Raw genomic sequence first — 11450 nt, 5'->3', positions numbered from 1 at the left:
TCTGGATTAGCCCGCGATGGACGCGCGGCGCAGATCGCGGGCCCGGGTGAGGATGACGTCTTCCAGCTTCTGCGTGGTCGCGGCGGCGACGGGGGCGGAAACCCACTGGCCGCTGCGGTTGACCTCGCGCAGCGCCGCGACGCGGACCGCATCGGCGCGCAGATCCTGGTCGAGGATCGAGACGGTCACCTTCATCCGCTCGGTCGGCACCTGCGGGTTGACGTACCAGTCGGTGACGATGACGCCGCCGTTGGAATCGGTCTGGACCAGCGGCATGAACGACAGCGTGTCGAGGCTCGCGCGCCACAGATAGGCGTTGACGCCGATCGTCGTCACCTTCGACGCGGCGAGGTCGGTCTTGGCGACGGCGTTGCCACCGCGGCCGCCGCAAGCGGCGAGCGGCAGCGCAATGGCGGCGACCATGAGGGCGGTGCGCAACGAGCGGATCATGGGCGTAACTGTCCTGCGATAAAAAGGGCGCTTTTCGCTCTATAGATGCAGGGGGGGACCCGCAAGCGACGCGTCGTGACCGCGATGGGACCGCGATCTGTGGGACTAATGCAACAGTCGGGGGAAATGATGCATCGGACGATCAAGGTTCCATATTGGTGTGGGCCTGAATCGTGTTAGGCGCGTTGCAGCGGGAGTCGAGGGGACTGCTAGTGTTTGCCAAGCGTGCCATGGGGCGTGCAGTGACTGTAGTGATGACGGCGACGCTCTGCGTTACCGCTATCATGGTCGCGCCCGCTTTCGGCGCCAGCGAACGCCCCGCCCCCGCCAAGCGGCCAATGGTGTCGCGCTTCGCCGGCTCGTTCACGCCCGCCGCCGCCGATCCGCGGCTCGCCGCGGCGATCGCGCGCGGAGGCCTCGACGAGGCCGATTTCCGCTTCACGCCCGCCGAGGCGCAGCAGGACAAGCGCGCGGTGACCGTCGCGGTCCGTGCCCGCTCGACGCGCACCGCCTTCGCCGACGCCGGTCGCAGCAGCGCCGTGGCCGCACCGACGGTGGGCATCCAGCCGATCGCCTATAACCTCGGCGTGTCGGTGGGCTGGAAGCGGTTTGCGGTGTCGGGTGCGGTCAACCGCATCGATCTGGGGCCGATCCCGGGCAGCCGCGAATCGACCGACGTCGCGGTCAGCTATCGTGCGGGTCGCGCGAGCAGCCGTCTGGTCGCCGTAGCCGACCGGCCGCTGGAGAATACGCCCAAGCTGACGCAGGAACTGCCGAGCTATTCGGTCGACGTCAGCAGCTCCTATTCGCTGACGCGCAATCTCGATGTGACCGCCGGCATGCGCTACCGCTCGGATCGCGAGCGGCTGGCGCGGCTCGACGACGATCGGCGCGACAGCCAGTCGGTCTACGTCGGGACGGCGTTCCGCTTCTGACCTGATGCATGATCGGGCCGGGCTGGTCCGATCGTGATTTGCGCGGGCGATCAGCGGGCCGTCAGCCCGTCGATCGCCGCCCAGCCGTCGAATCCGTAATGCCGCAGTCTGAGCCAGCGCGCCGCCGTCATTCCACCCAAAGCGACGTTCCGGCCGCTGCCGCCCTGCGCCATTGCCACGGCGCGGCGCACGCCGAGCGGCGCTGCGCCCGGATGCGACCGCGTTCCATGGACCGGCGAGACGAACAGCCACGTCGCCCCCGCGCGGCGCGCCGCGACCGCCTGTCGCCGATCGTGGACCGGATGGGTCGCGGCACAGGGTCCGCCATGCGCCGGCGCACCCGGTAGCCCACCACCGGCGCTGATCCGCAGACCACGCGCCTGCGCCAGCCGCCGTACCCGCAGGAACAGCCGGTGCCGTTCGCCTCGCGACAGGCCGTAATGGCGAAACACCACGCCGGCGCCCGGCGGCAGCGCGCGCAGCGTCGCGAACAGCGCGTCGTCGATGCGCGGGTCGGTCATCAGCCAGGCGTGGCGGCGGGGATCGATATTGCGGTTCAGATTGGCCACCGCGCCGCTATAGGGCGCTCATGACCGCCGCCACCAGCCCGCTCGACCACGTCACCGCCGGCATCGCGCACGCCGCGCGTCTCGCCGGCCGCGAACCCGCCGCCGTCACGCTGATCGCCGTTTCCAAGACGCATGACGCCGAGACGATCCGGCCGCTGCTCGACGCGGGCCAGCGCGTGTTCGGCGAGAATCGGGTGCAGGAGGCCGCCGCCAAATGGCCCGCGCTGCGCGATGCGTATCCCGGCGTCGCGCTGCACCTGATCGGCCAGCTCCAGTCGAACAAGGCGGACGAGGCGGTGGCGCTGTTCGATGCGATTCATGCGGTCGACCGGCCGTCGCTGGTCGAGGCGCTCGGCAAGGCGATGGCGAAGGCCGGGCGGCGGCCCGATTGCTTCCTGCAGGTCAATATCGGCGCAGAGGAGCAGAAGGGCGGTTGTGCGATCGCCGATCTGCCGGCGCTGCTCGATCAGGCGCGCGCCGCCGGGTTGCCGGTGGCCGGGTTGATGTGCATCCCCCCCGCGGAGCTCGAGCCGGCGCCCTATTTCGCGTTGCTCGCCAGACTTGCGCGCGAGGCGGGACTCGAAGGGCTCAGCATGGGCATGTCGTCGGATTACGAGACCGCGGTGACGCTCGGCGCCACCCACGTGCGGGTGGGCAGCGCCTTGTTCGGCGCACGGGGAGACAAGGCATGACGTTCAAGGGCTTGTTGTTCGACTTCGACGGGGTGCTGATCGAGAGCGAATATGCCGGTAACCGCCAGATCGCCGAATGGCTGAGCGCGGCGGGGCATCCGACCACGCCGGAACAATCGATGGCCAATTTCATGGGGCTGGCCGGCGCCGACTTCCGCACCGCGGTCGAGGGCTGGATCGGCGGCCCGCTGCCCGACAGCTTCACTGCCGCGCGGCAGGCGGAGGATGCGCGCGCGATGGCCGAGGGGATCGACGCGGTCGCCGGGGCGGTGGCGTTCGTCCGGTCGCTGCCCGCCGACCTGCCGCGCGCGGTGGTGTCGTCGAGCCCGACCGCGTGGATCCGCCGTCACCTCGACCATATCGGCCTGTCGGACGCGTTCGGCGACCATATCTACAGCGGCCGCGAGCATGTCACGAAGGGCAAGCCGGCGCCCGATCTCTATTGGTATGGCGCGAGGGCGATCGGCGTCGACATCGCCGATTGCGCGATCCTCGAGGATTCGCCGGTCGGCGCGACCGGTGCGGTGGCGTCGGGCGGCTATGTCGTCGGTTTGTGCGCGGGGACGCATTGCGGCATCGGCCATGACGCGCGGCTGCGCGCGCTCGGCGTGGATGCGGTGGCGTCCGACTTCGGCGAGGTGGCGCGGTTGCTGGGGCTGCAAGGCTGAGCGCGGTGCTTCGACCGGCCCGGCACGGGCGGTGAGATCGCCGCCCGCGACCGAACCTGCCGGAGCGATCAGAATTTCGGCCCGGCCACCTGCGCGCGTGCCTTCTTGGGCGCATCCTTGAACAGCGCGATCATCGTCGGGTTGCGCGAGTCGCGCAGCGCATAGGCGCGCGCCGACATGCCGGCGAGATTGTCGGTCTGGTCGGGATCGGCGCCCTTGGCGAGCAGCTTGCGCGCGATCGGCTCGTTGCGCGCGTTGACCGCGACGATCAGCGGCGTCTGGCCCGAGCTGTTGGCGAGATTGATGTTGGCATTGTAGGTCAGCAGCAGATCGACCAGATCCTCGCGCCCCGCCTGCGCCGCGAGGACCAGCGGCGTATTGCCCTTGGCGTCGCGGATGTTGGGGTCCGCCTTATGCTGCAGCAGATATTGCATGTAGAGACTGCCGGAATGGCCGACGAGGATGTGCAGCGCGCCCTTGCCGGTGGTCACCGCCTTGGTGTTGATGATCGTGCTGCCCGGCGTCTCGATCATCGTCGTGACCTCTTTGCCGTCCTCCTTCTCGATCGCGGAGAGGAATTTGTAGCTCTCCGATTGTTGCTGCGCCGCAGCCGGCACGGCGATGGTGGAGAGCGCGAGCGCGAGAAGAAGGCGCGAACGGTTCATGGCGGGGTCCCTGACGACGAAAGCTTGCAGCCCTGCCGGTAACAGATCAGAGCTGGCGTGGTCATGAACATTCTGCGCCTCGCCCCGCTCGCCGCCGTCGCCCTGGTCGCCTGTCATGCCGCGCCGCAGGAGGCGCCGCCGCTGGCGGGCGCCAAGATCGGCGGCCCGTTCACGCTGGTGGACCAGGACGGGCGGGCCGTCAGCGACCGCGATTTCGCGGGCAAATACCGGATCATGTATTTCGGCTACACCTTCTGTCCCGACGTCTGCCCGACCGACGCGGCGGCGATCGGCAAGGCGGTGGCGGAGCTCGACGGCAGCGACGCCGATCTCGCCCGCCGCATTGTGCCGGTCTTCGTCACCGTCGATCCCGAGCGCGACACGCCCAAGGTCCTCAAGAGCTTCACCGCCGCCTTCCATCCGCGCATGGTCGGGCTGACCGGCACGCCGGCGCAGATCGCGGCGGTCTCGAAGGCCTATGGCGTCTATGCCGGCGAGGGCGAAACCCAGCCGGGTGGCGGCTATCTGGTGAACCACAGCCGCACCACCTATCTGATGGACCCGGACGGCAAGCCGCTTGCGCTGCTGCCGACCGAGCAGGGGCCGCATGCCGTGGCCGCCGAGATCAAGCGCTGGGCGAAATGAGCAAATTCTGGGAGCTGCCGATCGAGCAGCTCGACCGCGGCCAATGGGAAGCCTTGTGCGACGGCTGCGGCAAATGCTGCATCCACAAGCTGGAGGACGAGGAGACGGGCGAGATCGTCCCGACCAACGTTGCCTGCCGCCTGCTCGACCGGCGCAGCGGCTTCTGTTCGGACTATAAGCACCGCCACGCCTATGTCCCCGAATGCGTGCGGCTGACCGCGGGCAACGTCCGCGGCATCGACTGGCTGCCGTCGACCTGCGCCTATCGGCTGCGCGCGGCGGGCGAGCCGCTGCGCGACTGGCATTATCTCATCAGCGGAGATCGCGAATCGGTGCATGCCGCCGGCATTTCGGTGCGCGGCTGGACGGTGAGCGAGGACGATGTCGGCGATATGGAGAACCATATCGTCGAACGCGAATTGTGAGCGAGCCGTTCGAGGTCGTGCGGCACCCGACCGCGCGGCGTATCCGCCTGTCGCTCGATCCGGCGAGCGGGCGGGCCCGGCTGGTGGTGCCCAAGCGCGCGGCGTTGAAGCCGGCGCTCGCCTGGGCGCAGGGCAAGACCGAATGGATCGCGCAGCAGCGCGCGCGTTTGCCGCAGCCGCGCCCATTCGTGCCCGGCATGGCGCTGACCGTCGCCGACCAAGTGCTGACGATCGGCTGGCAACCGGGCAGCCGCCGCCGCGTCGAGGTGGACGGCGACACCCTGTCGCTCTCCGGCCCGCTCGACACGCTGCCGCGGCGGGTGGAGACGTGGCTCAAGCGGCAGGCGCTCGACCTGCTCACCCGCGAAACCGCGGACTATGCCGCGAAGGCGGGCGTTACCGTCGCGCGCGTCGCGATCGGCGATGCCCGCGGCCGCTGGGGCAGCTGCGCGCACGATGGTGCGATCCGCTACAGCTGGCGGCTGATCCTCGCGCCCGGCTGGGTGCGCCGCGCGACGGTGGCGCATGAGGTCGCGCATCGCGTCCATATGAACCATGCGCCGGTGTTCCACGCGCTCGTCGCGCGCCTGTACGGCGAGGACCCGACCCCGGCGCGGGCGTGGCTGCGCGACCATGGCGCGGCGCTTCACTGGGTCGGGCGGTCGTCCTGAAGCGGGCGGGGCGGCTGGCGGTTCGCTGGGGCCCCGTCACGGCGATCGTCGCGTAGCGGCTGGCGCACCGGTGCGGCGGGGTCGCGGCGGTCGTCGCGCGGCTGCGGCGCATCGCGGCCGGTGACGCGGTCGATGAGATCGTCGAGCTGCTGCGGCGCGCTGTCCTGCGGACGGATGCTCTGCTCGTCCTGCTGCTGCTCGTCGCGCGGCGCCTGCGCGACCGGATTGCCATCCTCGTCGACCATCGCCCCGCCATTGTCGGGCTGGCCGAAATAGGTCTCCTCGTCGGGTTCGAGCTGCCATTCGGGCAGCGTCACCTGCGTCTCGAACTGCTCGATCGGCCGATTGGCGGTGGCCGGCTTCATGAAGGCGGCGAAGGCGCGTGCCGGCGCGGTGCCGCCGTGCAGGCCGGCGATCGGCCGCGCATCGTCGCGGCCCATCCAGACGCCGGTGGTGAGTCCGCTGGAGAAGCCGAGGAACCAGCCGTCCTTGAGCGAGGTGGTCGTGCCGGTCTTGCCCGCGACCGGGCGACCGATCTGCGCGGCGCGGCCGGTGCCGGTGTTGACCGCGGTCTGCAACAGGTCGGTCATCTCCGCCGCGACATAGGGCGCGACCAGCACGTGGCTGCGGTCGACCTCGTGCGTGTAGATCGTCTGGCCGTTGGCGGTGACGCGGGTGATGCCATAAGGCGTCACCGCGACGCCCTTGGCGGCGACGCTGGCGAAGGCGCGGGTCATGTCGATCAGCCGCACGTCGGAGGTGCCGAGCACCATCGCCGGATGCGTGTTGATCGGCGTGGTGATGCCGAAGCGGCGCGCCATGTCGGCGATCGTGGTGAAGCCGACCTCCTGACCCAGTTTCGCCGCGACGGTGTTGAGCGAGAAGGCGAAGGCGGTGCGCAACGTCACCGGCCCGGAGTTGCGACGCGAATCGTTGCGCGGGCTCCAGCCGTTGATCGTGACGGGTTCGTCGACGATCGAGTCCTCGGGCTTGTGACCCGCTTCCAGCGCGGCGAGATAGACGAACAATTTGAACGCCGATCCCGGCTGGCGCTGCGCCTGCGTCGCGCGATTGTAGATCGACGAGACGTAATCCTTGCCGCCGACCATCGCCTTCACCGCGCCGTCGCGGTCGAGGCTGACCAAGGCACCCTGCGCACCGTCGGGCGCGTTGGCGCGGACCGCGGCATCGGCATCGCGCTGCATGCCGAGATCCAGCGTCGTCCACACGTCGAGCGGCGCCTGCGTCTCGTCGATCAGCGTGTCGAGCTGCGGCAGCGCCCAGTCGGTGAAATAGCGCGCGCTGTTCTGCCGGGGTTCGGGGGCGAGGCGCAGCGCCTGCGGATCGGCTTCGCTCGCCTGTTCGCGGGTGATCGAACCGTGGCGGACCATCGCGTCGAGCACGACGCCGGCACGGCCGACCGCAGCCTGCGCATCGGCGGTCGGCGAGTAATTGGACGGTGCCTTGACCAGCCCGGCGATCACCGCCGCCTCGGCGAGGTTGAGCGTGTTGGCGCCATGGCCGAAGAATTTGCGCGACGCGGCGTCGATGCCATAGGCGCCGCCGCCGTAATAGACCTTGTTGAGATACAGTTCGAGCACCTGGTCCTTGCTGAACTTGCGTTCGAGCGCGAGCGCCAGGATCCACTCACGGAACTTGCGGCCGAACTTCTTCTGGTTGTTGAGGAAGACGTTGCGCGCGAGCTGCTGGGTGATGGTCGAGCCGCCCTGGATCCAGCGCCCGCGCTCGTAGCGGATCAGCACTGACCGTGCGATGCCGAGCGGATCAACGCCGGGGTGGCTGTAGAAGCGGCGATCCTCGACCGCGACGGTCGCCTCGCGCATCACCCGCGGGATACTGTCATAGGACAGCCATTCGCCGTAGCTCGGCCCCATCGAGACGATGACGCTGCCGTCGGCGGCATGGACGCGGATCATCTGGCCGTTGGGCGAGGATTTCAGCTCCTCGAAGCTCGGCAATTGCGAGCGCGCGACATAGACCGCGATGGCGAGCGCGCCGAACGCCAGTACGACGAGCGCCACCGCGATCTGCGCGGACAGGACGAGCCGCCGGCGCCATGGCGAGCGGCGGGCAGGAGCGGAGCGGGGGGTGCGCGCACGGGCCATGAAGACTTGCGCGATTACCGGATGACCGCGGTGCCGACAAGCGGGCGGGGCGATGTTTCGCGCCGGTATGGGGGCGCGGGGAGGGGGGACGCGGCGGGAGCCGAATGCGGCAAATCCTCCCGCTGGCGGGCGGAACCATCGTCTTTGTATTCGACCGAGCCCCAAACCCACCCCGTCACCCCGGCCTTGCGCCGGGGTCCCGCTTCTTCAGACGGCGGGAAGAAGCGGGATGCCGGATCAGGTCCGGCATGACGGGACAGGCGAATGCCGTTGCACCAGCCCAACCAGCCAGATGCAATTGCCCTCCCGCTGGCGGGGGAGGATCTAAACTTAAGCCGCCTTGCGGGCGCGGAATTCGAGCGCGATCGAATTCATGCAATAGCGCAGGCCGGTCGGCGGCGGGCCGTCGGGGAAGACGTGGCCCAAATGGCTGTCGCAGCGGGCGCAGCGCGTCTCGGTGCGGGTCATGCCGTGGCTGGTGTCGCTATGGTCGGCGACGCGATCGGGCGTGATCGGCTGGGTGAAGCTCGGCCAGCCCGAGCCGCTGTCGTATTTGTCGGCACTGTCGAACAGGTCGAGATGGCAGGCGGCGCAATGATACAGGCCGTCCGCCTTGTTGTCGGTCAGCGCCCCCGCATAGGCGCGTTCGGTGCCCGCTTCGCGCAGCACGTGATATTGCGCCGGGGTCAGGCGCTTGCGCCATTCGGCTTCCGAAAGATTCAGGTGATCCATGGCGTTAATCTCGTGACGGAGGGGAGCAGCGTCAACCATCATTGGGTCATTCTGGTCGCAAGCGCCACGACCTGAATCAACCCCGGCGGCAGCCAGCGCAGCGCGCCGGCCGACCAACGACCCTCGGCGAGGCGGCGGACCAGCCCGGCGACCGCCATCGGCCGTGCCAGCCGGGCCACGAAATCGCGCTGCCACGCGGCGGCGGCGTCGGGTCCGCCGCGCAGATAGGCCTCGGCGGCGGCGACGCCGCTGGCGAGCGCGATGCCCATGCCCTCGCCGGCGAGGCTGGGGATGACGCCGGCCTGATCGCCGAGCCGGAACAGGCCGGCGCTGCCGCCCTGCTGCCGCCAGCCATAAGGGACGTTGGCGATCGCATCGACCGGCGCGCCCGGCGGAAGTCGCGCCAGACGTTCGCCGAGCCGCGGCAACTCGCGGCCGAGCTGGTCGAGCAGACCGGCGGGGCTGCCCGCCGCCTGGAGGCGCGAACGGTGGACCGCCATGCAGACGTTGGCGCTGCCATCCTCCTGCAGGGCGATGCCGGCATAGCCGCGATCGAACAGATGCAGCTCGATCCGGCCGGCGAGCGCGCGCGCCATCTCCGGATCGGCGGCGAGGCGTACGCGGAGGCCCAGCGTCGGATCGCGCCCGCGCGCCGCGGCGGGCCGCGCCAGCCCGCGCACGTCATGCTTGCCGCTGGCGAGGAACAGCGCGTCGGCGGCGATGTCCGGCCCCTCGGCGAGTTGCGCAGTGAGGCCGTCGATGCTGCGGACGGTGACGCCGGTCTCGATCTCCGCGCCGGCCGCGCGCGCGGTGTCGCGCAGCACGGTGTCGAGCCGTCGCCGCGATACGCCGAGCGCCGGGCGCGGCAGCGCCGCCTCGCGCTCGCACCCGCCGGCGACGATTGTCACGCGGGTCAGCCGGTCGCGGTTGAGCGTGTCGGGATCGACGCCGAGCGCGGCAATGCGGTCGATCGTCCGCCAGCTGACGAAGCCGCCGCACAAGGCATCCGCCGCCGCCTGCCGCTCGACCAGCAGCGCGCGGATGCCGCCGCGGGCGAGACGGATCGCCGCCGCCGCGCCCGCCGGCCCACCGCCGACGATCAGCGCCGCCGTTCGACGCATAACCGGAAGGGGAAGGCGCGGAACACGCGCGCGTCGGCGATACCCGCCGCGGCGAGCAGCGGTGGCCATTCGTCCGGCCGGTACGACCGCGCGATCGACAGCCGGCCGTCGTGGCGCACGATCGGATGCCAGCCGGCGAGCGTCGCGAGCAGCGGGAAGCCGGCATGCGCGAAGCGATGGCGGTGGAGATCGTTGACCAGCCAGCCGCGCGCCGCCTCGGCCTCCATGAAGCGCAGGAAGGCGACGAGCTGCGCCTGCGTCATATGATGCGCGACGAGGCTGGAGATCACCACGTCCCAGCCTTTGCCGGCACAGTCCGCGTAATCGCCGGTCCGCCACGCGATCGGCAGCCCGGCGGGGGTGTGGGCGCGCGCCGCCGCCTCGCTGCGCGGATTGAGATCGACGCCGACCAGCTCGGCGGCGATGCCGCGTTGGTCCGCCCAGCGCGCGATGCGACGCAGCATGTCGCCGTCGCCGAAACCGACATCGAGCACTTTCAGCGTCTTGGCGCCGGCGCAGGCGCGATCGAGAAAGGCGAGCGTCGGCCGCGCCGCCAGCGTCACCGTATTGACCCGCGCGAGATCGGCGACGACTGCGGCATAGACCGGCGCGGGCAGGTCGTCGGCGTCCATCAGCTCCTCGGCCTGCGCGCGGACGGCGAGGCTCATGGCGCCGCCCGCAGCGCCAGCCCCTCGGCGGCGAGCCCGGGCCCGAAGGCGAGCGCGACGCCCTCGCGCTGCGTCGGCGGCGCGGCGAGCAGCCGGGCGAGGACGAACATCAGCGTCGCCGACGACATATTGCCGTAATCGGCGAGCACGCCGCGCGACGCTGCCAGTGCGGTCGCGGGGAGGGCAAGCGCGGTCTGAACCGCGTCGAGGATCGAGCGGCCACCGGCATGAACCGCCCAGAACAGGCCGGCGGGCGCCGCGTCGCCGGTCACCGTCGCGACGAAATCGGCATCGCCGAGCGCATCGCCGATCCGCCCCGGCACCGCGCCGTCGAGGTGCATCGCGAAACCGGTATCGGTGATCGTCCAGCGGATCAGCTCCGCGCTGTCGCCGAGCGTCGCCGCGAACGGCTGCCCGAGCTCGATCCCGGTCGGTTCGGCGCTGACGATCCCCGCCGCGGCGCCGTCGCCGAACTGCAGCATCGCGAGCAGCGGCTCGATCGCATCTTCCTCCTGCAAATGCAGCGACGACAGCTCGACCGTCACCACCAGCACGCGTGCCGCCGGTTCGGAGCGGACGATATGACGCGCGGTGCGCAGCGCGACGACCGCCGCATAGCAGCCCATGAAGCCGATCAGCAGCCGCTCGACCGACGGCGCCAGGCCGAGCCGGCGGGCGATGATCTGGTCGATCCCCGGCGCGACGAAGCCGGTGCAGCTCGCCACGACGAGATGGGTGATGCCGGCCGGCGCGGTAGCGTCGTCGCCGGTCAGCGCGGTGATCGCGGCGAGCGCCAGCGCCGGTGCCTCCGCGGCATAGAGCGCCATCCGGGCCGCGGTGCCGGGCGACGCGGCACCGTAGAAGCCGCCGGCGTCGACGGCGCTGCCGCCGTTCGTGCCGGGCAGCACCGACCAGCGATGCGCGATGCCGGCGCGCGCCGCCATTCGGGCAAACAGCGGCCGTGCGCGTGGCTCGACCCGTGCGCCGGCCCAGTCGATGAAGGCATGGTGGACGTCATGGGGCGGGACGGCGGTGCCGACGGCATTCAGATAAGCGGCCACCGAATTCCTTTACACCCGCGTC

General features: G+C 70.5%; 14 protein-coding genes. 6 read left to right on the top strand and 8 right to left on the bottom strand.

Annotated elements, in window-relative coordinates; translation table 11 throughout:
- Positions 1–6: 6 nt before the first annotated feature.
- Entirely contained in the window at positions 7–450 is a 444-nt protein-coding gene (locus tag AC07UH_RS00980) for a DUF3576 domain-containing protein (RefSeq protein WP_322848239.1), read from the bottom strand.
- Positions 451–692: 242 nt separating this feature from the next.
- Between AC07UH_RS00980 and AC07UH_RS00975 the strand changes: the two genes are divergently transcribed.
- Positions 693–1385: a hypothetical protein gene (locus AC07UH_RS00975; RefSeq protein ID WP_495189847.1), complete on the top strand. Its 693-nt coding sequence runs from the start codon at positions 693–695 to the stop codon at positions 1383–1385.
- A gap of 50 nt (positions 1386–1435) precedes the next feature.
- On the opposite strand, the gene AC07UH_RS00970 is transcribed toward AC07UH_RS00975, so the two are convergent.
- Positions 1436–1954, bottom strand: a complete 519-nt coding sequence (locus AC07UH_RS00970; RefSeq protein WP_495179647.1) for a thiamine phosphate synthase — start codon at positions 1952–1954, stop codon at positions 1436–1438.
- Positions 1955–1974: 20 nt separating this feature from the next.
- Here AC07UH_RS00970 and AC07UH_RS00965 point away from each other — a divergent pair, with 20 nt between their 5' ends.
- Both AC07UH_RS00965 and AC07UH_RS00960 read left to right on the top strand, forming a co-directional pair.
- Positions 1975–2646 carry a YggS family pyridoxal phosphate-dependent enzyme gene (locus AC07UH_RS00965; RefSeq protein WP_495179648.1) on the top strand — a complete coding sequence of 224 codons (672 nt, stop codon included), beginning with the start codon at positions 1975–1977 and terminating at the stop codon, positions 2644–2646.
- Positions 2643–3314, top strand: a complete 672-nt coding sequence (locus AC07UH_RS00960) for an HAD family hydrolase (RefSeq protein WP_495179649.1) — start codon at positions 2643–2645, stop codon at positions 3312–3314. Before AC07UH_RS00965 ends, AC07UH_RS00960 begins: the two co-directional genes overlap by 4 nt.
- Positions 3315–3382: 68 nt before the next feature.
- Here the strand turns inward: AC07UH_RS00960 and AC07UH_RS00955 are convergent, their stop codons facing one another.
- On the bottom strand, positions 3383–3979 hold the full coding sequence (locus AC07UH_RS00955) for an ankyrin repeat domain-containing protein (protein ID WP_038664693.1): 597 nt from the start codon (positions 3977–3979) through the stop codon (positions 3383–3385).
- 63 nt (positions 3980–4042) lie between these two features.
- Here AC07UH_RS00955 and AC07UH_RS00950 point away from each other — a divergent pair, with 63 nt between their 5' ends.
- Genes AC07UH_RS00950 through AC07UH_RS00940 form a run of 3 tightly spaced genes read left to right on the top strand, consistent with a single transcriptional unit; the run spans position 4043 to position 5720 of the window.
- Positions 4043–4624, top strand: coding sequence for an SCO family protein (locus AC07UH_RS00950; RefSeq protein WP_495179650.1), 582 nt, complete (start codon positions 4043–4045; stop codon positions 4622–4624).
- The gene (locus tag AC07UH_RS00945) at positions 4621–5049 is read left to right on the top strand and encodes a YcgN family cysteine cluster protein (RefSeq protein WP_038664698.1); all 429 of its coding nucleotides are present in this window, start codon (positions 4621–4623) and stop codon (positions 5047–5049) included. Before AC07UH_RS00950 ends, AC07UH_RS00945 begins: the two co-directional genes overlap by 4 nt.
- Positions 5046–5720, top strand: a complete 675-nt coding sequence (locus tag AC07UH_RS00940; protein ID WP_495179651.1) for a M48 family metallopeptidase — start codon at positions 5046–5048, stop codon at positions 5718–5720. Before AC07UH_RS00945 ends, AC07UH_RS00940 begins: the two co-directional genes overlap by 4 nt.
- Here AC07UH_RS00940 and AC07UH_RS00935 read toward each other — a convergent pair.
- The 5 genes from AC07UH_RS00935 to AC07UH_RS00915 form a co-directional block, all read right to left on the bottom strand.
- Positions 5696–7846, bottom strand: a complete 2151-nt coding sequence (locus tag AC07UH_RS00935; protein WP_495179652.1) for a transglycosylase domain-containing protein — start codon at positions 7844–7846, stop codon at positions 5696–5698. The genes AC07UH_RS00940 and AC07UH_RS00935 overlap by 25 nt on opposite strands.
- Before the next feature lie 330 nt (positions 7847–8176).
- Positions 8177–8578 carry a peptide-methionine (R)-S-oxide reductase MsrB gene (gene msrB / locus AC07UH_RS00930; RefSeq protein ID WP_038664705.1) on the bottom strand — a complete coding sequence of 134 codons (402 nt, stop codon included), beginning with the start codon at positions 8576–8578 and terminating at the stop codon, positions 8177–8179.
- 38 nt (positions 8579–8616) lie between these two features.
- Positions 8617–9699, bottom strand: a complete 1083-nt coding sequence (locus tag AC07UH_RS00925) for an NAD(P)/FAD-dependent oxidoreductase (RefSeq protein WP_495179653.1) — start codon at positions 9697–9699, stop codon at positions 8617–8619.
- Positions 9678–10367, bottom strand: coding sequence for a methyltransferase domain-containing protein (locus tag AC07UH_RS00920; protein ID WP_495179654.1), 690 nt, complete (start codon positions 10365–10367; stop codon positions 9678–9680). Before AC07UH_RS00920 ends, AC07UH_RS00925 begins: the two co-directional genes overlap by 22 nt.
- Positions 10364–11428, bottom strand: a complete 1065-nt coding sequence (locus AC07UH_RS00915) for a type III polyketide synthase (RefSeq protein WP_495179655.1) — start codon at positions 11426–11428, stop codon at positions 10364–10366. Before AC07UH_RS00915 ends, AC07UH_RS00920 begins: the two co-directional genes overlap by 4 nt.
- Positions 11429–11450 lie beyond the last annotated feature (22 nt).

It is taken from the genome of Sphingomonas sp. GW821-FHT04B01 (assembly GCF_059420425.1).
Note: the sequence above shows the minus strand (reverse complement) of the source record. Positions and strands in the feature narration are given on the sequence as shown.

Bases quoted from the DNA above. Each gene is read 5' to 3' on its own strand.
- AC07UH_RS00950 (WP_495179650.1), top strand. From the start codon at position 4,043: ATGAACATTCTGCGCCTCGCCCCGCTCGCCGCCGTCGCCCTGGTCGCC.
- AC07UH_RS00935 (WP_495179652.1), bottom strand. From the start codon at position 7,846: ATGGCCCGTGCGCGCACCCCCCGCTCCGCTCCTGCCCGCCGCTCGCCA.
- AC07UH_RS00920 (WP_495179654.1), bottom strand. From the start codon at position 10,367: ATGAGCCTCGCCGTCCGCGCGCAGGCCGAGGAGCTGATGGACGCCGAC.
- AC07UH_RS00960 (WP_495179649.1), top strand. From the start codon at position 2,643: ATGACGTTCAAGGGCTTGTTGTTCGACTTCGACGGGGTGCTGATCGAG.
- AC07UH_RS00945 (WP_038664698.1), top strand. From the start codon at position 4,621: ATGAGCAAATTCTGGGAGCTGCCGATCGAGCAGCTCGACCGCGGCCAA.
- AC07UH_RS00965 (WP_495179648.1), top strand. From the start codon at position 1,975: ATGACCGCCGCCACCAGCCCGCTCGACCACGTCACCGCCGGCATCGCG.
- AC07UH_RS00980 (WP_322848239.1), bottom strand. From the start codon at position 450: ATGATCCGCTCGTTGCGCACCGCCCTCATGGTCGCCGCCATTGCGCTG.
- msrB (WP_038664705.1), bottom strand. From the start codon at position 8,578: ATGGATCACCTGAATCTTTCGGAAGCCGAATGGCGCAAGCGCCTGACC.
- AC07UH_RS00955 (WP_038664693.1), bottom strand. From the start codon at position 3,979: ATGAACCGTTCGCGCCTTCTTCTCGCGCTCGCGCTCTCCACCATCGCC.
- AC07UH_RS00925 (WP_495179653.1), bottom strand. From the start codon at position 9,699: ATGCGTCGAACGGCGGCGCTGATCGTCGGCGGTGGGCCGGCGGGCGCG.